Below are 24,738 nucleotides of genomic sequence, written 5' to 3'. Positions count from 1 at the left end.
TGGCGAAATGGAAAATGTGAAGGTAAACAAACCGACATTACTAACTGACGGTTGTATCTAATCCTGGGGGCAGGTCATTCGGTCTCGCCCTTATTAATCCAGGCAGATCATGCTTTGTATCGGGCAAAATTCGCCGGTAAAAACCGCATTGAACTGAGTTGATCGTTATTCACCCGAATAATATATCGAATACCTTACTTAGGGCGTGATAACCGATTGAATTTTAAAATTTAAAAACAACGGTAATATTCTCATCCGATTGTGAGTAATAATTGCAAAAACAATCTGATGAGTTTACTGGCTAACAAACTGTGCCACATCACACTCATTTTCTGCTCGGGGTATTTAACTCATGCTTACAGATATTGCGATATGCCAGGCAGTTCTTGATGCTCTTCCCGAAGCGACAGTCCTTAAAGATAATGAGCGTAAACTGGTATTCCTTAATCAGAAAGCCAGCGAATTTTATGGACGTCCACGGGAAGAATTGATTGGTCAGGATGTTTCTTTTTTCACAGATCCTGAACAATCTGCCCGGCAGCGTGAGCGCGATATTGAAGTTCTGGAAACCGGAGAGAAAACGGTCAACGAAGAAACGCTGGTTGACCCGTCAGGTAAGCGGCGCAATGTGCTGGTACGTAAATCCCGCGTCACGCTGGAGACACGGCATTTCATTCTGACCTCTATTATGGATATTTCGCTTTTGCGCAGTTCAGAAGCGCAGATCCGCTACCTTGCCCGTCATGACGTATTAACCGGCTTGCCGAACCGGACGGCATTGAGTGAAGAACTTAGCCAGATTGCCGCCCGGCGCATGTATCGCCCTGACCCCTGCGCCCTCTTCTTGTTGAATCTCAACGATTTCAATTACATCAACGACACATACGGCTATCAGGCGGGCGATGCCATTCTCTGCGAATTCGGCCAGCGTCTGCGTAATGAAGTCGGCAACAGCGGAACAGTTTCGCGCATCGGCGGCGATGAATTCTCGATTATCCTGCGCAATAATCCGACCAGTGAAATGGCCAATAATCTGGCGCTGGAAATACTGGTGATGATGCGCCAGCCGTTTACGCTGACGCGGGCTAATCCGATGATTACGATTTCATTCGGCATCGTGATGTTTGGTGCAGAGAATATTACCGCCGGCGAGATCATGCGCCGCGGGAATACGGCGCTGCTGGAAGCCAAGCAGCGCGGCAAAAATATGTTCTCGTTTTATTCTGAATTGCTCGATGCCAGCAGCGTCAGTAAACGCATTATGGTGAAAGCGCTGGCGGAATCACTGGCCAAAGAAGGTGATCTGACCTGTGTTTATCAGCCTATTTTACGCAGCCACGATGAGAAAGTCGTTTGCGTTGAAGCGCTGGCACGCTGGAACCACGGCGTGCTCGGACAAGTCTCGCCGGTACAATTTATCGCCCTGGCCGAAGAGACCGGACTGGTTATTCAGCTCGGTGAAATTGTTCTGCGGCAGGCGTGTCGGGATATCAGGAATTTTGAACGGCTCAATCTGGCGATCAACGTTTCTGCGGTTCAACTCGGTGAACCGGATTTCGGACCGCGTATTCTGGCGGTTCTGGCAGAGGAAGATTTCCCGCCTTCACGGCTCGAACTTGAACTGACCGAAACCTCAGTGATGAACGCCAACGGGATCAGCCTCAGCCATCTCGCTAAATTACGTCAGGTCGGGGTTAAAATTTCGCTCGACGATTTTGGTACCGGTTATTCCAGCCTCAGTTTGCTAAAAGATATCTCGGTAGACAGCGTGAAAATTGACCGTTCGTTTGTGCAGTACGTCACAGAAGTGAATGATACCGCCGCGATTGTTTCTGCAGTGTCTCAGCTTGGCAATAAAATGCATCTCAACGTCATTGCAGAAGGCGTTGAAAATCAGTTGCAAAAAACTTTCTTAGTATCAGCAGGTTGCTCGCACCTCCAGGGCTATCTGTTCTCGCGCCCCGTACCGGTAGAAGTGTTAAACACGTTACTGAGCAATGAAATGGACATGTTATCCAGTACGTAAACCATCTATTTATAAGCACCATAGATAACTCAAAACACCTTATTAATTCATTCAATTGGCGCTCGTCCCTGTTTTACTGACATGATCCGAGGCTGATAAATCACGCCGTTTAAGGAACTACATCATGTCATCGTTTTCAGGTATCTGGGTCCCGCTGGTCACGCCTTTTCATCAGGGTGAGATCGACTTTACTGCACTGAAATCATTGTGCACCCGGCTGCTCAAACGGGGCATTGACGGCGTCGTCGTCTGTGGTACGACCGGTGAAGCCCCGATGCTCACCAAAGAAGAACAACTGCAGGTTCTGGATGCTGTGCTGGAAGTGGTACCGGGTCATCAGGTGATCATGGGGCTGTCAGGCACGCATATGCCGGTTATCCGTGAAATGCAGGATGCGATTTTACACCGTCCTGTTGCCGGTTTGCTGATCCCCGCGCCTTACTACATCCGCCCTTCTCAGGCCGCACTGGTCGCCTGGTTTACGGAAATTGCAGATCACGCCACGGTGCCGGTGGTGCTTTACAATATTCCTTATCGTACTGGCGTACAGATGGAGCTGGACACATTCCGTCAGCTGGCAAAACATCCGCGCATTACCGCCGTAAAAGATTGCGGAGGCAGCATAGACCTGACGCTTTCACTGATTGCTGACGGCGAACTCGACGTACTGTGTGGCGAAGACGTGCAGATATTTTCAACCCTGAGCCTGGGCGGTAAAGGGGCGATTGCTGCCTCGTCGCATATTTTCACGGAAGAGTTTGTTCAACTGATTAAACAGTTCAAAGAGCAGGATATCGTTGCCGCACGTAAAACCTTCTTTGGCTTACTGCCAATGATTCGTCTGATGTTTTCTGCCCCGAATCCGGCGGCCATTAAGTTTGCGTTATCGCTGGACGGCTTGATGGATAACGAGCTGCGTTCTCCTATGCTGCCCGCGCCGGAAAACGTTGAACTGGCCGTGCGTGGCCTCCTGAACCAGCACTCGCGCTGAGAGCGTATGTTTGATCAGAATATGAGTAACCGGACGCACTGTCACAATTAAAACACTGACTTTTGCTCCCGCCAGTTCTAGGATAGAAGCAGTTTTTATATAGCCCTATCGCCACCCTGTGAAACGGTAATGTCTCGCGGGGTCCGGCGGGTTGCTCATCCAATGGAGTGTTTATGAAACTGTATTATAAACCCGGAGCCTGTTCCCTTTCCCCTCATATCATCCTGCGTGAAGCGGGTCTGGACTTCAGCATTGAGAAGGTTGATCTGGCGACCAAGAAAACAGAAACCGGTGATGACTTCCTCGCAGTGAACCCCAAGGGGCAGATCCCTACGCTGTTACTCAATGATGGCAGTATTCTGACCGAAGGCGTGGCTATCGTGCAGTATCTGGCAGACCAGAAACCAGACCGTCAGCTGATGCCGGAACAAGGCACGCTGGCCCGTTATCACGCGCTGGAATGGCTGAACTACATTGCAACTGAGCTGCATAAAGGTTTCTCGCCATTGTTTAATCCGAAAGCCCCCGAAGAGTTCAAGACATTAACCCGCGAAGCACTGAGCAAAAAATTTGCTTACGTGAATACCGCCCTCAAAGACAATCATTTCCTGCTGGGTACGCGTTTCAGCGTGGCAGATGCTTACCTGTTTACCGTGATGGGTTGGGCGAAGGCACTGAAATTTGATCTGAGCGCACTGACGGAACTGAACGCCTACCTTGACCGCGTTGCCGCACGCCCGGCTGTTGATGCGGCTCTGTCGGCTGAAGGTCTGAAATAACCGCTTTCGTGGTGTGAGCGCCAACAAAAACGCCCCGGCAGCTACAGCGCGGGGCGTTTTTCTATTCAGGAAAAAAGGTATTCAGGCAGTGATTACAGTTTTACCGCCGGGAAATGATGCTCAGGTTTGACCATTTTGTCCTGCGCTGCCACGATTTGCAGCTCGTATTCACCCATCGCATGCGTCGCCAGCATGACTTCATAAACTGCAGCGGTCACGTGCTCAAGCGCTTTATCCAGTGCTTCACCCTTGAGCAAATTCACCAGCAATAAACCGCTGGTCAGGTCACCCACGCCAACCGGCTGACGGACACCGAAATCAACCAGCGGACGGTCGATGTGCCACGCTTCACTCGCAGTAACCAGCAGCATTTCAAAACGGTCACTGTGATAACCAGCGCGGCTCAGGTGCTTCACCAGCACAATTTTCGGGCCTTTGCTGATCAGCTCCCGCGCAGTGGCGACGGCTTCTTCAACGCTTGCCACGGCGTGACCGCTCAGCAGTTCAAGCTCCAGCAGATTCGGCGCGATAATGTCACAGTTAACCAGCGCCTGGTTGCAATGGAACTCAGCAACGCCCGGCGCCACGATACAGCCTTTTTCAGGATGTCCCATGACCGGATCGCAAAAATACCAGGCATCGGGATTCGCAGCTTTCACCCGACGAACAATCTCCAGAATACTTTGCCCTTGCTCCGGCGAACCGATATAGCCACTCAGCACCGCGTCGCAATCCTTCAGACGATCAATTTCCGCAATTCCCTGCGCAATTTCAGTCAGATGTGCTGCAGGCATCACGCAGCCGGTCCAGTGTCCGTACTGAGTGTGATTGGAAAACTGAACAGTATTCAGCGGCCAAACGTTTGCGCCCATACGACGCATAGGGAATTCCGCCGCGCTGTTACCCGCGTGTCCAAAAACTGTGTGTGACTGGATAGAAAGAATGCTTTTCATGAAGAATTTCCGATTGCAACGTCATCGGGGAGATGGCGGGATTACTGATATCAGGGAACAAAAACGGGAGACCTTGCAGCCCCCCGTCCTACCGGCCTAAAACTTATGCCCAGAGCAACAGCGTATAGTTCTTTTTACCGCGACGCAGCAAGGTATAACGGCCAAACAGACGATCACTGTCAGCGAAGCTGTATTCTGTATCCGTCTGTTTTTCGCCATTTACAGAAACCGCGTTAGAGGAAATCATGGTACGCGCCTGGCCTTTCGACGGTGCCATACCGGCGATAACCAGCGCCTGTTGCAGATCCGTATCACGAGGCACTTCAAACAGTTCCAGGCCATCCTGCGCAAGCTGGCCGAAATCGACCTCTGTCATCTCGCTCAGGGAACCGGAGAACAGGCTCTGCGTAATGCGTTTTGCGGCCGCCAGACCTTCTGCACCATGAACCATACCGGTGACTTCCTCAGCCAGAACGTACTGTGCGCGTGGCGCTTTACCGCTGGTTTTGTCTTCTTCTTCCAGCGCATTGATGTCTTCAATGCTCATGAAGGTGAAGAATTTCAGGAAGCGGTAAACGTCAGCATCCGCCGTGTTGATCCAGAACTGGTAGAATTTGTACGGGCTGGTTTTCTTCGGATCCAGCCAGACTGCGCCACCTTCAGTTTTACCAAATTTAGTGCCGTCAGATTTGGTGATCAACGGAACGGTCAGGCCAAACACCTGTTTCTGATGCAGACGACGGGTCAGATCGATACCTGACGTAATGTTACCCCATTGGTCCGAACCGCCGATTTGCAGCTCAACTTTGTGCAGATCGTAGAGGGAGGCAAAATCGTAACCCTGCAACAGGTTGTAAGAGAATTCAGTGAAGGAGATACCACTGTCATCACGGTTCAGACGCTGTTTCACCGCTTCTTTATTGATCATCTGGTTAACAGAGAAGTGCTTACCGATATCACGCAGGAAAGTCAGCACGTTCATGCTGCCGAACCAGTCATAGTTATTGGCGGTGATAGCGCTGTTTTCGCCACAGCTGAAATCCAGGAACGGCGAAACCTGCTGGCGGATTTTCTCAACCCATTCATTCACGGTTTCATTGGTGTTCAGCTTGCGCTCCGTGGCTTTAAAGCTCGGATCGCCGATCAGACCGGTTGCGCCACCCACCAGAGCCACTGGCTTGTGCCCGTTCAGCTGAAAGCGTTTCAGGCAAAGCAAAGGCACCAGATGTCCCAAATGCAAGCTGTCTGCGGTAGGATCGAAACCGCAATAGAGTGCAATTGGCCCTTGCGCCAGTCGCTCTGCTAACGCTTCTTCATCCGTCACCTGGGCAATGAGGCCCCGCTCTTGCAATTGTTTAATCAGGTTGCTGCTCGCCATCAAAGACTCCGTTTGTTTGTACTCAGAAATATGTACTGAATGTGTGCAGATTCATGTCTGACATCATGCCGTGCATGTGCCTTTTCTCTCACCTTTACGGGGAACGACATAGAATAAAGCGCCCGTCGTCCGAGCGCTAGGAAATCGCGTATTTTTTCGTGGTCAGGGGGCGAGGCGGTCTATTTTCCAGCCAGTTTGAGGCTCTGCTTCGTCACGCTGGTAAATGAACCGATCGTGCAGACGATGTTCACCGCCCTGCCAGAACTCCATCGAATCCACTTTGACGCGGAAACCGCCCCAGAAACTTGGCAGCGGCACTTCGCCATTGCTGAATTTCTGTTTCAGTTCGAGGAATTTGCTTTCGAGCACGCCGCGTGCCGAAATTCGGCTGGACTGCTGCGAAACCCATGCGCCGATCTGGCTATCTTTCGGGCGGCTGGTGAAGTATTTCATGACTTCCAGCGTAGAGAGACGTTCTGCCTGACCGAGCACAATCACCTGCCGGTCCAGCATGTGCCACGGAAACAACAGGCTGATGCGTGAGTTGTTTGCCAGTTGCTGCGCCTTGCGACTCCCCAGATTGGTGTAAAACACCAGCCCCTTTTCGTCGTAGTGCTTAAGCAGCACAATGCGCTGGAAAGGCTGTCCGCGCTCATCAACCGTCGCCACCACCATCGCCGTCGGGTCAGCCAGACGGGCGTCACAGGCCTGTTTCAGCCAGTGTTCAAACAAAGGCAGCGGCTCAGGGGTTAAATCAGCACGACGCAGCCCGCCACGGGTGTATTCGCGGCGCGAGTCCGCAATATCAAACTCTTTGTTATCAGACATATGGATTAAGTTGCGTATCTAAGGAAGGTAAGCGCATTGTGCACCCGCCGCGTCAGGATCTCAATGTTCCTGACGCGGCGCGGAGTAAACGCAGCCAGCGCATCTGCAACTCGAAGTATGAAGGGGGGTTATTTTTGGACGCAGTCGTCGATAATGACGTTCTCACCACGCTGCACAAAGGCCTGATTACCTTTAGACCAGAACGTGTAATGACCATCGCTGTATTGGGTGCCAGAAGCGGACTCAATCTGTTTCAGTTTCAGCTGTTCACCATCGAGAACCATACTGACCTGCTGCGCCGGTTTATCCAGCGTGACCGTCAGCGGTAAGGTACCGCACTGGTAGTGTAATTCTTCTGTCGGACTTTCGGTCTGGTGGCTGAACTGACTGCATCCTGCCAGTGTGAATCCTGCTAACGTAGCGATAATCGCCTTTTTCATTCGGTGCTCCCTGATGGTCTTCAATTATCTCTTTTATGTACCACGCCCGCAGGCGCAGCACATTGAGATAAAACCGAGAACGCATCAGGAACGGGTTGAAACAACCGGATAAATTGCGCCGAGCAGAGTTTCACGACTTGCACCGGTAACCGACGGCAAATTGCCCGGCTGACCGGATAACGTGCGGAATGCCAGCCAGGCAAACGCCAGTGCTTCCATGTCATCACCGCTGATACCGCAGGCATCCGTGGTGCAAACTTCCGTGCCCGGCAACATGGCTGAGAGTCGCGCCATCAGTAACGGATTGCGCGCCCCGCCGCCACACACCATCAGCCGGTCGCATCCGCCAGCCAGTTGCACTTGCTCGGCGATGCTTACTGCGGTCAGTTCAGCCAGCGTCGCCTGCACATCCGGCGGGGAGATTTCAGGAGCACGCGCCAGTTGCTTTTCCAGCCACGCCATATTGAAATATTCACGCCCGGTACTTTTCGGTGCCGGTTCGGCAAAGTAAGGATCAGACAGCATCTGCTGGAGCAAACGTAAGTTCACCCGCCCCTGATTTGCCCATTCAGCCCCTTTATCATATGGCTGTGCCAGATGACGCCAGACCCACGCATCCATCAACATATTTCCCGGACCGGTATCGTAACCACGCACCGGCTGGCCCGGCAGCAGCATTGAAAGATTCGCGATGCCGCCAATATTGAGGATCATACGGCGCTCGGCCGGATCAGCCAGCAATGCCTGATGGAAAGCAGGCACCAGCGGCGCGCCCTGCCCGCCCCAGGCCATATCCCGGCGACGGAAATCGCCCACGGTGGTAATGCCGGTCATGGCCGCAATGCGGTTGTTATCACCCAGCTGCATAGAAAATGTCGTGTCACCTTTCGGCTGGTGCCAGACAGTTTGCCCGTGGCAGCCAATGGCGGTCACTTCGTCAGGGGAGATATTGGCATTTTTCAACAAACCTAATACGGCCTCACCGAACAAAATACCCAGCTGAGTATCAAGCGTCCCGACCTGTTCAAGCGTCACCTGTTGGCCCTGACACATCCCGAGGATCGCATTTTTCAAAGCCAGAGGAATAGGATGTGAATAGCTGGCTTGCTGCGCGACCATGTGCTCATCAATGGCGGCCAGTACGACATCAACACCGTCGAGACTGGTGCCGGACATCACACCGATATAGCGACCTGACTTCATAGATAACATCCTTAACTCTCCAGGAAACTCGTCAGAAAAAGTAATCACCACAGAGTAATCGGTATTTGAAGGGCAACGCCATGAGTTACTGATTTTTTATTACATGGTGTGATGACTTCGTGTTTTTCTTGTTACGTTTTTTATTCCTGAAAATAGCCGTGTTGTAAAAACCACCAATAACAACATCGGATACCCGTATTTTTGATTGCGCACTTTGCTGTCTAAAACGTAAACCTGCGTTTATTATTAGTTGAGCACGCCTTCTGTATACTAGGTGGAAGTGAAACAAGTATGTTATATGACACCTTCGACACTGATGTTGAACTTGTGCACTGTTTTTTCTCTGTTGGTGCCGCTACTCTCAAACGTATGCAGCAGCATAATAAAGGAGCTATTTATGATTAAGCGTTTACTCGTCGTCGCCCTTGCCGGTGTTTCCCTTGCTGGCTGCGTCAGCGATAACTCTCTGTCTGGCGATGTTTACTCCGCATCCCAGGCGAAGCAAATTCAGCAAGTGACCTACGGCACCATCGTGTCTACCCGTGCAGTACAAATCCAGGGCGGAGATGATGCAAACATCGTCGGCGCACTTGGTGGTGCGGTATTGGGTGGTTTCCTGGGGAATACCGTCGGTGGGGGTACCGGACGTAGTCTGGCAACCGCTGCAGGTGCAGTCGCAGGTGGCGTTGCAGGTCAGGGTGTGCAAAGTTCGCTTAACCGTTCAAACGGCGTAGAACTGCAAATTCGTCGTGATGACGGTACAACCATTCAGGTGGTTCAGAAAGTCGGAGCAACCAAATTCAGCGTCGGCCAGCGTGTGAGCATGGCCAGCAGCGGTAGCACAATTACTGTGTCCCCTGGCGCCTGATTTTCCCGATCTCAACGCAAAAAACCGAAGCCAGTGGCTTCGGTTTTTTTATGGGTAATTCTTTTCTGTCGGATCAAAAGCAACGCTGTGTGACGTAATAAAAGTCGATTTTTATGATTTGCTTTGCAGGGAAGCAATATTTTTTTCCAGCCGGGACAACATCCCGCCCAGTTGTTCGATTTCAGAAGAAGACATGCCGGACAAAATCTCTTTACGCGTGCAATCAATAACTGATTCCATTTCATTAATGATCGGTGCGGCTTCTTCAGTCAGCTTGATGCGCTTAGCACGGCGATCGCTCGCACAAGTCTGACGGGTGATCAGCTTCTTTTCTTCCAGTTGATCAAGCGTACGAACCAGAGACGGTTGCTCAATCCCGATGGCTTTCGCCAGCTGAATCTGAGACTGCTCCGGAGGTAACATATTGATATTATGAAGTGTTACCCAATGTGTTTGCGTGAGTTCCAACGGTTTTAACCGATCGTCAATCAACGCACGCCAGGCACGAACTAATCGTGCTAGATCTGACCCCAGATTCGATTCCAATTATCCCCTCCTTATAATTAGCATGCTAAGATAACTCCCCAGAGTTTAGCTTAGTTTTAGGAACATTAATCGAGAAATTACAATTCTATATATAATAGTAGGTACGATTGCATCCGGAAGCAGAGTCTCTGCTTCCAAAGTTAAGCTTGTTTATAACACAATCACTGGCAGAGATTAATATTGTGAATGCGCAAATGTTTCACTCAGGCTTCCCGCTACCGGATCTGGTCCTGGGTGCCTCACTTTATTTCCCCCCGATGTTCAAAGCATTTTTACTGGGATTCGTATTCTGGCTTTTGATACATCGCGTGCTGCGTGATTGGATTTATTCCGGTGAAGTCTGGCATCCCACCCTGATGGATTTATCTCTTTTTGTGATCTCTATTTGTGCCGCACTGATGCTTATGGTGAACCTCTGAAATGAAATTTAAGACACTCAAATATTTCTCTACCGTGCTGGTTTTCGCGGTCGCAATTTGTGCAGGCTGGTGGATGTGGAATTATTATATGCAATCGCCCTGGACCCGGGACGGCAAAGTGCGCGCCGAGATTGTCAATATCACGCCGGAAGTTTCGGGGCGCATTATTGAAATAAATATCCATGATAACCAGTTTGTTAAAAGCGGAGACCCGCTTTTCAGTCTGGATCCGGTGCCTTTTAAAATCGCTGTTGATAATGCCGAAGCTGCGGTAGCGAAAGCCGCGGCTGATTTAGCCAAAGCCAGTCACGAAGCCCGGCGCCGCAGAGGGCTGGGTACCAATGTTATTTCCGCCGAATCCCTCGATGAATCCAATATCAGCGCCAAAGCTATGCAGGCGGCCTATCAGGCGGCACAGGCATCATTAGAACAGGCCAAATGGAATCTAAGTAAAACCACAATTGTTGCGCCGACTGATGGTTATATCACCAATCTGCAAACTCGCCGTGGAAACTATGCCACGTCCGGGACACCGCTGGTCGGGCTGGTGGATATTCATTCTTTCTACATTCTGGGATATTTCGAAGAAACCAAACTCAAAAATATTCGCGAAGGCAACATGGCGGATATCACACTATTTAACGGCAATATTCCGTTGCAGGGTCGGGTCGAAAGTATTGGCCGGGCTATTTATGACCAGAGCCTCGATGCCCCGGAAGATTTGCTGATGAATGTGAAACCCAATGTGCCGTGGGTACGTCTGGCCCAGCGCGTGCCGGTGCGTATTCAGCTTGAGAATGTGCCGGAACACGTGGTGCTGGTTGCCGGAACCACCTGCACAATCGCAATCCGTAATTAAGGTGGCGCAGTGAATCTTTCCTGGCTCGAATGGAAAAATACTCCGTGGGGAAAGGCCAGTTGGGGACAATGGCGCTACGCCCTGCGCAATTCCATCGCGATGATACTGGCGCTTTATATCGCTTTTGAATTTCAGATGGACGAGCCTTACTGGGCCCTGACCTCGGCAGCGGTGGTGAGTTTCCCCACCGTCGGCGGCGGTATCAGTAAAAGTATCGGGCGAATTATGGGCAGCCTGCTGGGTGCCGTGGGCGCGGTGTTTATTGCCGGACATTGTCTGAATGAGCCCTGGCTCTTCACTTTTGCCATTGCCGCATGGCTGGGGATTTGTACCTACGTCTCCAACCATTATCAGAACAACGTCTCTTATGCGTTTGCCCTGGCAGGTTACACGGCGGCAATCATTGCGTTCTCCACCGTAGACGTCACCGATGCGACACAGATTTTTGATATCGCACAGGCGCGTGTCGGCGAAGTCATCACCGGTATTTTGTGCGGTGGTTTTATGATGATGGTGCTGCCCAGTACGTCCGACAGTGATGCCCTGCTCACCTCGCTGCGCAAAATGCATACCCGGTTGCTGGAACATGCGCAATTGTTGTGGCGTACGGAAATTTCAGATCAGATCAGAACGTCGCACGAAGGATTGATCGGCCAGATCCTGACCATGAATCTTCTGCGTATCCAGGCATTCTGGAGCCATTACCGCCTGCGTCGCCAAAATAATGTCGTTAATTATTTACTGCATCAGCAATTACGCATGACCAGCTACATTTCCAGCCTGCGCCGGATGCTGCTGAACTGGCCCAATCCCCCGGAAAACTTACAAGAGGTACTGGTCGTTTTGCTTGATGAACTGCGTAAGCCGGACACGGATAAATTCAAGCTGTCCAGAATTCTGCTGCATATTCAGCCACAGGATACGTCTGATTTCCGCCATCAGGCTTTCTGGCACCGTTTACGCGATTTTTGCTGGCTATATCTTCGCAGTGAACGTTGGTTGCAGCGGGTGGAAAATGCCAACGCAGCCAAAGCCGACACTCTCCAGCCACCGAAAATCAGCCATCTTGCCCAGCACACCGATACCCTTGAGGCCGCGTACAACGGGCTGCGGACATTTTTGTGTATTGTGATCGGTTGCGCCTTCTGGATGACGACGCAGTGGGATTCAGGTGCCGGTGCGGTGGCACTGACGGCTGTCAGTTGCGTGCTTTATTCTTCCACGGCCTCGCCGATCAGCAGTATCACGCTGTTAATAAAATCATTGGGGTTACTGTTTGTCGGCTGTTTCCTGCTGAAATTTGGGCTGATGGTCCAAATCGACAATTTCTGGGTGTTCTGCGCTTTCTTCCTGCCGATGTTAGTAACGATGCAGATGATGAAACTACAATACAAAAGTTACGCCGGTTTATGGGGGCAAATGATTGTGTTTATGGGATCTTTTTTAGCCGTCACGAATCCGCCGGATTACGACTATCAGTCTTTTATGAATGACGGCGTAGCGAAAATTGCCGGTGTGATGTTGGCCGGAATTGCCTTTCAGGTGTTAAGGCCCAGCTCTGATAAGCGCAAAAGCCGTCGCATTATCCGCGCCCTGCGTCGTGATTTTATGGATCAGCTTAGCCGTAACCCCTCGCTGAGCCATTTCCAGTTTGAATCCCTGATTTATCACCGGATGAATCAGCTCAATCAAAGTAAAGATCACCTCTCCCGAACCTGGTTATTACGCTGGGGTGTGGTGCTGCTTAATTGCAGCCATATTGTCTGGCAGTTACGCGAATGGGAAACCCGCTCGGATCCGCTGTCTGCGGTGCGGGATGTGTGTATTCATTGTCTGAAAGGGGTAATGACGGAGCGCGGCGTCAGCCATGAAAATCTGGACGCCACGTTGATTGAGTTAATGCGGATGAGCAATTCACTGGCTCACCATCCGGAACCTGCAGCGCGTGAACTGGCAGGCGTGATCTGGCGTTTATACTGCTCGCTGTCACAATTGCAGCAGGCCATCTCAACAGAAGATGGCCCGGCGGATCCCGCGGTCAGCGCCACACAACCCGCGTGAAAACATTAAGGTACATCAAATCCTAATGCGGCTTTACGAATGCGGAACCATTGCTGACGGGTCATTTCCAGAGACAATGACTTCAGCGCTGACTGCACGCGCCCGATTTTGCCCGAGCCGATAATCGGCAACGGCTGAGACGGCAGCCGCGTGACCCAGGCGTAGACCACCTGTTCAATAGTGTCTGCGCCAATTTCATTCGCCACAGTCTGAAGTTCATCACGCAGCGGCTGGAATTCTGTATCGCTGAACAGACGACCGCCCCCCAGACAGGACCACGCCATCGGTTTGATACGCAGTTGCTGGCAAAGATCCAACGTGCCGTCAAGAATGGCGGGCTGATGAATGGGGGAAATTTCTAGCTGATTGGTCACCAGCGAAAATGGCAGACGCGATTGCAACAAGCTGAACTGTGCCGGGGTGAAGTTGGACACACCGAAATGTTTTACTTTGCCGCATTTATGCAACCGCGTGAACGCCTCAGCGACTTCATCGGCATCCATCAGCGGATCCGGGCGGTGGATCAGCAATAAATCCAGATAATCGGTACGCAGATTGCGCAGTGATTGCTCCGCACGATCCACAATGTACTGCATATCCGTAATGTAATGACCGATTTTGTTGTCGGGATCTGCCGTGGTGGCGATGCCGCATTTACTGACCAGTTGCATTTTTTCGCGCAAAGAGGGGTTAAGACGCAACGCCTCACCAAATGCCGCTTCGCACTGATAGCCGCCATAAATATCTGCATGATCGACTGTCGTAATGCCCATTTCAATGTGCTGTTCCATGAACGCCAGAACCTGTTGCGGCGTCATGTTCCATTCCATCAGCCGCCAGTAACCACAAATCAGCGTTGAAAATACCGGCCCTTGCGGAGAAATCGGGGTGTGTGCTTCCATTGTGAATCCCTTATATTTTCGATTTTCGACCCACAGAATACACAACGCCCGTGGTGCTGTATTGATGCGACGAGCAAGAATTGTCAGGAAGCGGACCGCCGTCACGATGGCGATAAATGACAGGTGAAATCAGAACAACTCCGGTTGCTGCGGCAAGGGTTCGTCCGGCTGTTTTCCTGCACGTTGCTGGCGCAGCAGGCGTTGCTGACATAACCGCAGCACATGGCGTTTTTCTGTGTCAGTCATTTTTATCCAGCCGAAACGCTCCTCGCGACTGCGCAGGCAGCCACGGCAATAACCGCGTTCATCAGCCTGACAAATGCCACGGCATGGACTGGGGATGTCAAAAAATTCGAGCTGCTGAGCCACACACCCTCCGCAAATCATGGTGAACATTTATTCAAGACGCTTTCCTGCTATCCCGCAAGGTAATTTACGTCTTGTGTTTCATTCTTCAAATATCTGCAACACAGATCTGCTACCGTCCGTTTAGCCGTTTTCACCTGTCGGAAAATGGCCCTACTGTTTCGCAAGCCCTCACCAAGAAAACAGAGGTTTGCCCTCACCTCAGCCGGCACCCGCCGGCTCTTTTTCAATCTTTTTTGCCCTTAAAGTATGGATGCAAACCTGAAATCAGGATGCGTTTGGTGAAAAAGCACCGTGCGCGTAGTCACAAACAGGTCAGATGCGATAGAAAGGTGGCATTAAGAAAGGGTCGTTTGACGTGAAAGTTATCCATGAACGTCTTACCGATCAGTCCATTAACGTCGGAGTTATTGAAATGACCAAGCTTTTCACCCCCATTGTTGTCGGTAAAAACACGTTGTCTAACCGTGTCTTTATGGCACCGCTTACCCGTCTGCGCAGCATCGAACCGGGTGACATCCCTACACCGCTCATGGGCGAATATTACGCACAGCGCCACAGTTCTGGCCTGATCATTACTGAAGCCACTCAGGTTTCATTCCAGGCGAAAGGGTATGCCGGCGCACCTGGCCTGCATACGCCGGAACAAGTCGCTGCATGGAAAAAAATCGTGGACGGCGTACATCAGAAAGACGGGCGCATTGCGGTTCAGCTGTGGCACACCGGACGTATCTCGCATAACAGCGTTCAGCCTGACAACCAGACACCGGTCGCGCCTTCGGCCGTCAACCCGAACACGCGGACCAGCTTGCGTGATGAGCAAGGTCACGCCATTCGTGTCGATTGCCCGACACCGCGCGCCTTAGCGCTCAGCGAAATTCCGGGGATCGTGAATGATTTCCGTCATGCTGCCGCCTGCTCCGCCGAAGCTGGTTTCGATTACATCGAACTGCATGCCGCGCACGGCTATCTGCTGCATCAGTTTATGTCTCCGGCGTCCAACCTGCGTGAAGATGAATACGGCGGCAGCATTGAAAACCGTACCCGTCTGACGCTGGAAGTGGTTGATGCTGCCATCGGGGCTATTGGCGCTGAACGTGTGGGCATCCGCATTTCGCCAATGGGTCCCTTCAACGGGCTGGATAACGGCGAAGATCAGGAACAGGCGGCTATCTACCTGCTCGATGAACTGAACAAGCGCAAACTCGCTTACCTGCATATCTCCGAACCGGACTGGGCTGGCGGCAAACCTTACTCCACAGAATTCCGGGCGGTGATCCGTGCGCATTATCAGGGTGTGATTGTGGGGGCTGGTGCTTACACCGCAGAAAAAGGCGAAGAACTGATCGAAAAAGGTTATATCGATGCCGTGGCATTTGGCCGCAGCTATATCGCGAACCCTGATCTGGTTGAGCGCCTGAAATCTCATGCGCCTCTCAACGAACCCAAACCGGAAACTTTCTACGGCGGCGGTGCGCAAGGCTATACCGATTATCCGACACTGTAATAATTAAAAAGAGTGATTCACTTCTTGCAGCAGAAGAGGCCCTCCTTCTGCTGTTTTTTTTGGTCAGTCATTCAACAAGCCGTCGCCGTAATACAGACAAAACGGCGGCTATCAGTTAGGCTTGACCCGTTAACTCTCATCCTGCAAATAAAGAGGAACCTATGCGTTTACTCCACACCATGCTTCGCGTTGGCGATCTGCAACGTGCTATCAGCTTCTATACCGATGTTTTAGGTATGCGTTTGCTGCGTACCAGCGAAAACACTGAATATAAATACTCTCTGGCTTTCGTCGGTTATACCGAAGAAAGTGAAGGTGCAGTGATCGAACTGACCTATAACTGGGGCGTCGACAGCTATGACATCGGCACGGCTTACGGTCATATCGCATTGGGCGTTGATAACGTCGCGCAAACCTGTGATGACATCCGTAATGCAGGCGGGAAAGTGACCCGTGAAGCCGGCCCGGTCAAAGGCGGATCTACCATTATCGCGTTTGTAGAAGATCCGGACGGCTATAAAATCGAGCTGATCGAATCCAAACACGCAGGTCAGGGGCTGGGGAATTAATCTTCCCCGAACACTGACAGGGGCGCAATCGCGCCCTTTTTTATTGACCCATTTTTGCCACAACCCTGCAAGTGGCGGCAAAATTTGCCATAATGCGTGCTGAATTCGATGAAGATAAGAAACTAATGGCCGAGAATAGTGACATTAACGCCCTGAGAGGCCGTTTTCGTGGTTTTTATCCCGTGGTTATCGACGTAGAAACCGCCGGATTTAATGCCAAAACCGATGCGCTGCTGGAAATTGCAGCCATCACCCTGAAGATGGATGAGGACGGCTGGCTGCAAAGCGATGAGACCGTGCATTTCCACGTCGAGCCCTTTGAAGGCGCGATACTGGTGCCGGAAGCCCTGGCGTTTAACGGTATCGATCCGACCAATCCGTTACGCGGTGCAGTCAGTGAATATGAAGCCCTGCACGAGATTTTCAAAGTCATCCGTAAAGGGATGAAAGAGCAAAACTGTAACCGCGCGATCATCGTGGCGCACAACGCCAATTTTGATCACAGCTTCCTGATGGCAGCGGCTGAACGTGCCGGACTGAAACGTAATCCGTTCCACCCTTTTGCCACGTTTGATACCGCCGCATTAAGCGGGCTGGTGCTTGGGCAAACGGTGCTGGCAAAAGCCTGTATCAGCGCGGGCATCGTCTTTGACAGCAGCCAGGCACATTCTGCGTTGTATGACACCGAGCGCACAGCCGAGTTGTTCTGCGAGCTGGTCAACCGCTGGAAACGCTTAGGAGGCTGGCCTCTGGCGCTTTCAGACGAAGAAGTCGAAGACGAAACAGCATCGGAAGAAAATCAGCAATAACAACTTTTGCACCGAACTGAAGACAAAAAAAGAGCGACATCATGTCGCTCTTTTTACTTTCCGGCCGAAAAACCGTTAGTCTTCTGTCGTATTACTCTCTTCAGAAGATTTGTATTTCTCAGCGGTTTCTTTGATCAACTGCTGCAGTTCACCGCGCTGGAACATCTCAACCACGATGTCGCAGCCGCCAACCAGTTCACCGTCAACCCACAGTTGCGGGAACGTTGGCCAGTTAGCAAATTTTGGCATCTCAGCACGGATGTCCGGGTTCTGCAGGATATCCACGTAAGCGAAACGCTCGCCACAGGCTGAAAGCGCCTGAACAGCCTGAGCGGAGAAACCGCAGCTTGGCAGTTTTGGCGAACCTTTCATGTACAGCAGAATCGGGTTTTCAGAAACTTGCTTCTGAATTTTTTCAATTGTTGGAGTGGTCATTTCTTGCTTCCTCAAGCCGGTACAGGCTGTCACGATCATTACTCTTCACGCGCAGCATAAAGAGACGGTGCGCAATCACAATACCTTCTATTGTAACGATGGCAGCCATCAGATAAAAACGCCATTTTTTGTGGGGTCTTTCTCAATACTGGCATTTTGTTTAACAATCTTTAATGTGTGCGCTCAGGCTCACATCTTTAAACATTCATTGAGAATAACATTTTTGGCGTTCACCGATAACGCCAGATTTGCAAAATTCCATTCTTTAACTCAAATATTAACACCATGAAAAGTGGTTATTTTTTTGACTAAAAATGGCGGTTATTTCGACATAAAAAAAGCCATTAACTTTTTCTCACAATATGATCTAGAATCGAGTCAATTCGTGCTTTTTTGTCAGGTTCTTTTAGGCAATACTCTGACATCCCTGATGTTTAACCTACCACTCATGGTAACGAAGCTATGCGCTTACTGTTCACGCTTTTTGTGCTGCTCTTTACCCAGCTATTTCTGAATATGGCACATGCATCGCCGCAGACACGTGTTTCTGCCGATCAGCGTAAAAGCCATGTTAATCAGGCTGCACCTGAAGAACGGCGAAAGCGAAAAACGGTGGCCGCGAAAACCAGTAAAAAAACTAAAATCGCGCCAGTGACAGAACAAAAAATTCAGGACAAGAATTCGAAGAAGAAAGTTAAAAGTACCGAACTGGCTAAACGAAAGACCACGACGGAGAAAAGTGTCAAAACGACCCGGGCCGAAAGTAAAAAAGAAAAGACACTGAAGACCACGCGGGCCGAAAGCAAAACAGAGAAACACGCCAAAACCCGTTCACTCGCGAAAAACAGCACGGAAAGGGTCAGTAAAAAAGAAGCGTATGGCCGGCACCGTAAAGGTAAAAAGCCCGAAGAAGACAGCAAACCGATTACGCTAAGTGCAACGCATAAAAAACGCTATCAGCATGCCCAGCAAACGGCGATGACCAAACTGATGCATCAGGTAGGAAAACCATATCGCTGGGGCGGAACCTCGCCGAATACCGGTTTTGATTGCAGCGGCTTAGTCTATTACGCCTACAAAGATTTGATCCGTATTAAAATGCCACGCACAGCGAATGAAATGTATCACCTGCGCGATGCGGCTCCGGTCAAACGCGGCGAACTTGAAAGCGGTGATCTGGTGTTCTTCAGAATCAATAACCGCGGCGCTGCAGACCATGTTGGTGTTTACGTGGGGAACGGCAAGTTTATTCAGTCTCCAAGAACGGGCGAAGACATTAAAATCACCTCTCTCGGCGACGATTACTGGCAAGATCATTATGTGGGTGCACGCCGGGTAATGACGCCGAAAACGATCCGATAATAAACAATTCGTTAAGTCTGAAGTTTCGCTAATCAGCCATTGAATAGCATTTAACGAAGAGTTTCTGCAGGGAAGAGTATCGGCGGTAACGGCCACTGCGTAAAATTGAAAAGGGCGATTCCTGTAACAGGAATCGCCCTTTTTTATAGCGGTTCACTTACTGAATCAGTTCATCACCGCAGTGAAGCTGAAAGCGATAATCATAAGCAAAGCGCATACCGTGGTGATCAACGATAATTTCAGGTTGCTGTCCATCAAACCCCCCTTTCGGATCAAATTGTGGCATTTTTTAAGCCACACTAATTGTGTGCCAGCGCATTTTCGCATAATTAACATTTAAAATCTTGTGCTGAATGACAATGTATCCCTGAGAATTTTACTTCCACTTTCCTGCATTATAAGAGAAAATTGTCGGTTAACACGCCTGTGTGCCGGTTGATTTCACCCGAGAGCATTTCACGCCTCATTCTGAAGAATCCACCCAACGATTTCACTGCCCTTTTAGAAGCCAGCAGTGAGATCCACGCAAGCAAACGATTAACATAATGCTAACGTGCTGAAACACGTGAGTTCAGGAGTCATTGTTTACATGGCAACGATTAAAGATGTCGCAAAGCGCGCTGGCGTTTCCACTACAACCGTGTCGCACGTCATCAATAAAACACGTTTCGTCGCCGAAGAAACCAAAGAAGCGGTTCTCCTTGCAATCAAAGAGTTACATTACTCGCCGAGTGCTGTAGCCCGCAGTCTGAAGGTCAATAACACCAAAACGATCGGTCTGCTTGCCACCTCCAGCGAAGCGCCCTATTTTGCCGAAGTGATTGAAGCCGTAGAAAACAGCTGCTTCTCCAAAGGCTATACGCTGATTTTGTGTAACTCGCATAATAATCTGGAAAAACAACAAGCCTACCTGCAAATGCTGGCGCAAAAACGCGTCGATGGCTTGCTGGTGATGTGCGCGGAATATCCTGATGAGTTGCTCAATATGCTCGAGGAGCACCGTTCGATCCCAATGGTGGTCATGGACTGGGGCGAAGCGCGTAAGAACTTCACCGACAGCATTATTGATAATGCTTTCGAAGGGGGTTACATGGCCGGGCGTTATCTGATTGAACGCGGTCATCGTGATATTGGGGTGATCCCGGGCCAACTGGCACGTAATACCGGCGGTGGCCGCTTCCAGGGTTTTGTGAAAGCACTGACTGAAGCCAATATTCCGCTGCGTGACGAATGGGTGGTTCAGGGCGATTTCGAGCCGGAATCGGGCTATCAGGCGATGCATAAAATTCTGATGCAGAAGCACCGCCCGACTGCCGTATTCTGTGGTGGCGATGTGATGGCAATGGGCGCAATCTGTGCCGCAGACGAACTGGGCCTGCGCGTTCCTCAGGATATTTCCGTGATCGGTTACGACAATGTGCGTAACGCCCGTTACTTCTCCCCCGCGCTGACAACCGTGCATCAGCCGAAAGAACGTCTGGGTGAAATGGCCTTTACCATGTTGCTGGACAGAATTGTCAGTAAGCGTGAAGAGTCTCAGACCATTGAGGTGCATCCGAAACTGGTCGAACGCCGTTCCGTAGCCGATGGTCCGTACCGCGATTACCGCCGTTAACAGATATCGAACGCCTGCAGATGCAGGCGTTTTTTTCTAATCACGCAGCCATTCCTGATTCATGGTTTCTGTATCGCCCATATATTCCAGCAACCAGGCCAGCGAGGGTGACGGATTGCTTTGATCCCACGTCAGGCAACACGGGCTGTCGGGAAACGTATTTTCCAGCGTCAGCACCTGCAACTTTTTCTGTTCTATCCACGGCGTGACGCGATGAACCGGCATCATACCCACGCATAAGCCTTCGGTCAGGCATTCCAGCGCACAGGTCCAGTCTGGCACGACCAGCCGCCGCTGGTTATCAAGCGTCCATGTATCCCGCTTAGGCAATGTCCGGGAGGTGTCTTCCAGACAGAGTGCAGGATAAGGCCGCAACTCATCATCATTCAGCGCGCCGGATAACTGAGCCAGCAGATGTTGCGGGCTGACGACGCAATGCCAGTCCATAAATCCCATGTCACGAAAACTGAAGCCCCCGCCAACCGGTACCGCGCGTGTAGCACCGATCGCCACGTCTGCCCGCCCGTCAACCAGCGCATCCCAGACACCATTAAACACTTCTGAGTGAATAATGAGTTCGGTGTCCGCAAAATGGCGGTAGAAATCGAGCACCAGACGCCGTGTCCGTGCGGGTTTTACAATCCGGTCAACCGCCACACGTAATTCGCCGCGCCAGCCGTTCGCCACCTGCTGACACTGCCGGCGCGTGGCTATCATTTTTTTTGTCAGAATCCGCGCTTCATCGACAAAAACCTTTCCCGCAGGCGTCAGTACCACGTCACGATGGCGACGCTCAAACAACGGCACGGCCAGCCACTGCTCAAGCTGACGGACGGTATAGCTGATAGCAGAAGGCACGCGGTGCAAATCTTGCGCTGCCGCACTAAAACTACCTGTTCTTGCCACGGCATCTACCACTTCAAGGGCGTATTCTGACCACATAATTCAGCCTTCAATATTTTTGATAGCAGAGTGCAAATATTAGCGTTTCACAAGCCTGTTATCAAAGCGTTAAACTCCGCCTCCGGTATGTAATCTGCATCACATCATCTGCAATAAATAAATTAACGAGACGATAATGAAACCCTCCTTTGGATTTATGCTCTATCTTGCGGGACTGAGCATGCTGGGCTTTTTAGCCACTGATATGTATCTGCCTGCGTTCAGCGCCATGCAAACCAGTCTGACGACCAGCCCCGGGATGATCAGCGCAAGTCTGAGCATTTTCCTCGGCGGATTTGCTCTCGGTCAGTTGTTATGGGGGCCGTTGTCAGACAGGATCGGCCGTAAACCGGTATTGCTTCTTGGTCTGACACTGTTTGCGGTCGGTTGTCTGGGCGTTATCTGGGTTGAGAATGTACGCGCCCTTCTGGCCCTGCGCTTCTTACAGGCGATGGGGGTTTGTGCCGCCGCAGTCACCTGGCAGGCAATCGTTGTTGACCGTTTCTCTGCCGATGTGGCGAAAAAAACCTTCGCCAGCATTATGCCGTTAGTAGCTCTTTCTCCGGCACTGGCACCATTACTTGGTGCGTGGGTGCTCAATCATTTTGACTGGGAAGCCATTTTTGCTCTGCTGACCGCAGTCGCCGTCGTCCTGGTGCTGACGACGCTGACTCTGCGTGAGAATAAACCGGCAAAACAAGCGAAGGCTGATAAAACAGGGTTTGCGACGTTACTGAAATCGCCTGTTTACAGCGGGAATGTCATGATTTATGCCGCCTGTTCCGCCGGATTCTTTGCGTGGTTAACGGGTTCACCGTTTATCCTGAGCGACATGGGTTATTCACCCGGTGCCATCGGGCTGAGCTATGTCCCGCAGACTATTGCTTTCCTGCTTGGTGGTTTTGGTTGCCGTGTTGTGATCAGCAAGCTGGACGGTAATAAAATTCTGCCATGGTTACTGGCGGGTTACGGCGTCAGTATGGTGACTTTGTTCTGTGTTGCCATGTTCACGGATGCCGGGCTGATTAGCCTGCTGATCCCTTTCTGTCTGATGGCTTTGGTGAATGGTGCAACCTACCCAATTGTTGTCGCAAATGCATTAATGCCGTTTCCTGCTAATACAGGCAAGGCGGCAGCATTGCAAAATACGCTGCAGCTCGGGTTGTGCTTCCTTGCCAGCTTGCTGGTTTCCGCATTTATTGTGCATCCGCTCATGGCGACAGTCACGATCATGCTGTCTACACTATTGTTGGTAGTTTTGGGTCGCTGGCTCTCTTTGCGGCATGAAATCACGCAAGACAATGGACAGAAATCAGAGCAGGAAACTCAGACAAGGCATGCTAATTAATAGTGATAATACCCTGATGCAACAGTCACTTAACGGGCATTTTCATTCATCACGATTAACTATTGAGAATGCCTGCCAGCGAGCCTATACTCAACAAAACCAAATAAAATAGCACTTTTACAAAACTTTTATCACATACTTAAGCCAGACGCGCGGACAGTGTCACACTTATTTTTTTGTACTTTTTCAAGGATGATTTTCCTGCACGTCTTACGGCGCGCAGGCGTTCTTCTTAATTTCCTCTGTTGGTGTCGAATATCGGGCGAGGCGCTAGTCGTCTGTTCTCATAAAGACCTGCAAAAATAGCCTTTGCTTTTCCCGGCAGGTTAATAAGTCAGAAGAGAAAGTGATGGAGAAGCTATGAGTTCATCGTGTATAGAAGATCAAAGCATTCAGGACAATCAGTGGTACCGGATCGCCAGTGAAATGCTGGCGATGGCAGATATTCAGGTAAACGGTAATCGTCCTTTCGACCTTAAAGTAAAAAACACTGACTTCTTTAAGCGTGTTTTACAGGAAGGTTCTCTGGGCCTCGGTGAAAGTTATATGGACGGTTGGTGGGAATGCGACCGTCTGGATATCTTTTTCCAGCGCGTTATTCGTGCCGGTTTGGAAAGTAAACTCCCCCACCATTTTAAAGATACTTTACGTGTCGCCGCAGCACGCCTGACCAATCTGCAATCCCGCAAACGGGCGTGGATTGTTGGCAAAGAGCATTATGATCTGGGGAATGATTTATTTACTCTGATGCTCGACCCGTACATGCAATATTCCTGCGGCTACTGGAAAGAGGCCACTACGCTTGAAGAAGCACAGGAAGCAAAACTCAAAATGATCTGTGACAAGCTGCAATTAAAACCGGGACAGCGCTTGCTGGATATCGGTTGCGGCTGGGGTGGATTATCAGAGTTTGCGGCAAGAAATTATGGCGTGAGCGTTGTGGGTGTCACGATTTCTGCTGAACAACAAAAACTGGCTCAAAAACGCTGTGAAGGGCTGGATGTCACAATCCTGCTGCAGGATTACCGTGACCTTAATGATCAGTTTGACCGCATTGTTTCTGTCGGAATGTTTGAGCATGTGGGTCCGAAAAATTATCAGACCTATTTTAATGTCGCCAAACGCAATATCAAACCTGACGGCATTTTCCTGCTGCACACCATCGGTTCTAATAAAACAGACCTTAATGTCGATCCGTGGATTGATAAATACATCTTCCCCAACGGTTGCCTGCCGTCGGTTCAACAAATTGCACAAACCAGTGAGTCATTATTTGTAATGGAAGACTGGCACAATATCGGCGCTGATTATGACCGCACGCTGATGGCGTGGAATGAACGCTTCCAGAAACACTGGCCGGAACTGGCGGAAAAATACGGTGAACGTTTCCACCGCATGTTCACCTACTACCTGAATGCCTGCGCCGGTGCTTTCCGCGCCCGGGACATTCAGTTGTGGCAAGTCGTCTTTAGCCCGCAAGGCGTTGATGGCGGAATGCGCGTACCACGCTGATGGTTGTATGCGTTAGCTAA

General features: G+C 50.7%; 25 protein-coding genes. 14 read left to right on the top strand and 11 right to left on the bottom strand.

The window, feature by feature from the left end; translation table 11 throughout:
• Positions 1-352 precede the first annotated feature (352 nt).
• From HGO41_RS19535 to gstA, 3 genes are all read left to right on the top strand, one after another.
• Positions 353-2,026, top strand: a complete 1,674-nt coding sequence (locus HGO41_RS19535) for a putative bifunctional diguanylate cyclase/phosphodiesterase (RefSeq protein WP_015690118.1) — start codon at positions 353-355, stop codon at positions 2,024-2,026.
• 124 nt (positions 2,027-2,150) lie between these two features.
• Positions 2,151-3,017 carry a 4-hydroxy-tetrahydrodipicolinate synthase gene (dapA, locus tag HGO41_RS19530; RefSeq protein ID WP_013576066.1) on the top strand — a complete coding sequence of 289 codons (867 nt, stop codon included), beginning with the start codon at positions 2,151-2,153 and terminating at the stop codon, positions 3,015-3,017.
• 173 nt (positions 3,018-3,190) lie between these two features.
• Positions 3,191-3,796 (top strand): glutathione transferase GstA, encoded by a 606-nt coding sequence (gene gstA / locus HGO41_RS19525; RefSeq protein ID WP_013576067.1) that lies wholly within the window; start codon positions 3,191-3,193, stop codon positions 3,794-3,796.
• A 92-nt stretch (positions 3,797-3,888) separates the two neighbouring features.
• Here gstA and pdxY read toward each other — a convergent pair whose 3' ends face one another.
• The 5 genes from pdxY to anmK form a co-directional block, all read right to left on the bottom strand.
• Complete coding sequence (pdxY, locus tag HGO41_RS19520; RefSeq protein WP_037035268.1) at positions 3,889-4,749, bottom strand: pyridoxal kinase PdxY; 861 nt, start codon at positions 4,747-4,749, stop codon at positions 3,889-3,891.
• 103 nt (positions 4,750-4,852) lie between these two features.
• Positions 4,853-6,127: a tyrosine--tRNA ligase gene (gene tyrS / locus HGO41_RS19515; RefSeq protein WP_013576069.1), complete on the bottom strand. Its 1,275-nt coding sequence runs from the start codon at positions 6,125-6,127 to the stop codon at positions 4,853-4,855.
• Positions 6,128-6,289: 162 nt separating this feature from the next.
• Positions 6,290-6,955 carry a pyridoxamine 5'-phosphate oxidase gene (gene pdxH, locus HGO41_RS19510; RefSeq protein WP_013576070.1) on the bottom strand — a complete coding sequence of 222 codons (666 nt, stop codon included), beginning with the start codon at positions 6,953-6,955 and terminating at the stop codon, positions 6,290-6,292.
• Positions 6,956-7,083: 128 nt separating this feature from the next.
• A complete protein-coding gene (locus HGO41_RS19505; protein ID WP_015690120.1) occupies positions 7,084-7,395 on the bottom strand; it encodes an MliC family protein in 312 nt (103 codons plus the stop codon).
• A gap of 84 nt (positions 7,396-7,479) precedes the next feature.
• Positions 7,480-8,598, bottom strand: coding sequence for an anhydro-N-acetylmuramic acid kinase (gene anmK / locus HGO41_RS19500; RefSeq protein ID WP_015690121.1), 1,119 nt, complete (start codon positions 8,596-8,598; stop codon positions 7,480-7,482).
• A 397-nt stretch (positions 8,599-8,995) separates the two neighbouring features.
• On the opposite strand from anmK, the gene HGO41_RS19495 reads away from it, so the two are divergent.
• The gene (locus HGO41_RS19495) at positions 8,996-9,466 is read left to right on the top strand and encodes an outer membrane lipoprotein (protein WP_013576073.1); all 471 of its coding nucleotides are present in this window, start codon (positions 8,996-8,998) and stop codon (positions 9,464-9,466) included.
• 111 nt (positions 9,467-9,577) lie between these two features.
• Here HGO41_RS19495 and slyA read toward each other — a convergent pair whose 3' ends face one another.
• Positions 9,578-10,012 carry a transcriptional regulator SlyA gene (gene slyA / locus HGO41_RS19490; RefSeq protein WP_013576074.1) on the bottom strand — a complete coding sequence of 145 codons (435 nt, stop codon included), beginning with the start codon at positions 10,010-10,012 and terminating at the stop codon, positions 9,578-9,580.
• A gap of 194 nt (positions 10,013-10,206) precedes the next feature.
• Between slyA and HGO41_RS19485 the strand changes: the two genes are divergently transcribed.
• The 3 genes from HGO41_RS19485 to HGO41_RS19475 are packed head-to-tail and all read left to right on the top strand — an operon-like array spanning position 10,207 to position 13,351.
• A complete protein-coding gene (locus HGO41_RS19485; protein ID WP_015690122.1) occupies positions 10,207-10,431 on the top strand; it encodes a DUF1656 domain-containing protein in 225 nt (74 codons plus the stop codon).
• Between the two features lies 1 nt (position 10,432).
• The gene (locus HGO41_RS19480) at positions 10,433-11,290 is read left to right on the top strand and encodes an efflux RND transporter periplasmic adaptor subunit (RefSeq protein WP_013576076.1); all 858 of its coding nucleotides are present in this window, start codon (positions 10,433-10,435) and stop codon (positions 11,288-11,290) included.
• 9 nt (positions 11,291-11,299) lie between these two features.
• A complete protein-coding gene (locus tag HGO41_RS19475) occupies positions 11,300-13,351 on the top strand; it encodes an FUSC family protein (protein WP_250981321.1) in 2,052 nt (683 codons plus the stop codon).
• A 5-nt stretch (positions 13,352-13,356) separates the two neighbouring features.
• Here the strand turns inward: HGO41_RS19475 and HGO41_RS19470 are convergent, their stop codons facing one another.
• Together HGO41_RS19470 and HGO41_RS19465 are read right to left on the bottom strand one after the other, a co-directional pair.
• The gene (locus tag HGO41_RS19470; protein ID WP_250981320.1) at positions 13,357-14,253 is read right to left on the bottom strand and encodes an aldo/keto reductase; all 897 of its coding nucleotides are present in this window, start codon (positions 14,251-14,253) and stop codon (positions 13,357-13,359) included.
• Positions 14,254-14,382: 129 nt separating this feature from the next.
• Positions 14,383-14,622: a DUF1289 domain-containing protein gene (locus HGO41_RS19465; protein ID WP_013576079.1), complete on the bottom strand. Its 240-nt coding sequence runs from the start codon at positions 14,620-14,622 to the stop codon at positions 14,383-14,385.
• 406 nt (positions 14,623-15,028) lie between these two features.
• Here HGO41_RS19465 and HGO41_RS19460 point away from each other — a divergent pair, with 406 nt between their 5' ends.
• The 3 genes from HGO41_RS19460 (at position 15,029) to rnt (ending at position 17,504) form a co-directional block, all read left to right on the top strand.
• Complete coding sequence (locus tag HGO41_RS19460; RefSeq protein ID WP_037035300.1) at positions 15,029-16,126, top strand: alkene reductase; 1,098 nt, start codon at positions 15,029-15,031, stop codon at positions 16,124-16,126.
• Positions 16,127-16,287: 161 nt separating this feature from the next.
• Positions 16,288-16,695, top strand: a complete 408-nt coding sequence (gene gloA / locus HGO41_RS19455; protein WP_013576081.1) for a lactoylglutathione lyase — start codon at positions 16,288-16,290, stop codon at positions 16,693-16,695.
• Between the two features lie 92 nt (positions 16,696-16,787).
• A complete protein-coding gene (gene rnt, locus HGO41_RS19450) occupies positions 16,788-17,504 on the top strand; it encodes a ribonuclease T (protein ID WP_013576082.1) in 717 nt (238 codons plus the stop codon).
• 75 nt (positions 17,505-17,579) lie between these two features.
• Here the strand turns inward: rnt and HGO41_RS19445 are convergent, their stop codons facing one another.
• Positions 17,580-17,939: a Grx4 family monothiol glutaredoxin gene (locus HGO41_RS19445; RefSeq protein WP_013576083.1), complete on the bottom strand. Its 360-nt coding sequence runs from the start codon at positions 17,937-17,939 to the stop codon at positions 17,580-17,582.
• 462 nt (positions 17,940-18,401) lie between these two features.
• Between HGO41_RS19445 and HGO41_RS19440 the strand changes: the two genes are divergently transcribed.
• Complete coding sequence (locus HGO41_RS19440) at positions 18,402-19,301, top strand: C40 family peptidase (RefSeq protein WP_112152179.1); 900 nt, start codon at positions 18,402-18,404, stop codon at positions 19,299-19,301.
• A gap of 165 nt (positions 19,302-19,466) precedes the next feature.
• Here the strand turns inward: HGO41_RS19440 and cydH are convergent, their stop codons facing one another.
• On the bottom strand, positions 19,467-19,556 hold the full coding sequence (gene cydH / locus HGO41_RS25770; protein ID WP_122095584.1) for a cytochrome bd-I oxidase subunit CydH: 90 nt from the start codon (positions 19,554-19,556) through the stop codon (positions 19,467-19,469).
• Positions 19,557-19,890: 334 nt separating this feature from the next.
• Between cydH and purR the strand changes: the two genes are divergently transcribed.
• Positions 19,891-20,916, top strand: a complete 1,026-nt coding sequence (gene purR, locus HGO41_RS19435) for an HTH-type transcriptional repressor PurR (RefSeq protein ID WP_013576086.1) — start codon at positions 19,891-19,893, stop codon at positions 20,914-20,916.
• Positions 20,917-20,952: 36 nt separating this feature from the next.
• Here the strand turns inward: purR and punR are convergent, their stop codons facing one another.
• The gene (gene punR / locus HGO41_RS19430; protein ID WP_250981319.1) at positions 20,953-21,858 is read right to left on the bottom strand and encodes a DNA-binding transcriptional activator PunR; all 906 of its coding nucleotides are present in this window, start codon (positions 21,856-21,858) and stop codon (positions 20,953-20,955) included.
• A gap of 136 nt (positions 21,859-21,994) precedes the next feature.
• On the opposite strand from punR, the gene punC reads away from it, so the two are divergent.
• A complete protein-coding gene (punC, locus tag HGO41_RS19425) occupies positions 21,995-23,206 on the top strand; it encodes a purine nucleoside transporter PunC (protein ID WP_250981318.1) in 1,212 nt (403 codons plus the stop codon).
• Between the two features lie 360 nt (positions 23,207-23,566).
• The gene (cfa, locus tag HGO41_RS19420) at positions 23,567-24,718 is read left to right on the top strand and encodes a cyclopropane fatty acyl phospholipid synthase (RefSeq protein WP_013576089.1); all 1,152 of its coding nucleotides are present in this window, start codon (positions 23,567-23,569) and stop codon (positions 24,716-24,718) included.
• Positions 24,719-24,738: the final 20 nt, after the last annotated feature.

This window comes from Rahnella sp. CG8 (genome assembly GCF_023701875.1).
Taxonomy (GTDB): domain Bacteria; phylum Pseudomonadota; class Gammaproteobacteria; order Enterobacterales; family Enterobacteriaceae; genus Rahnella; species Rahnella aceris.
This window is presented reverse-complemented; position numbering and strand designations above follow the sequence as displayed.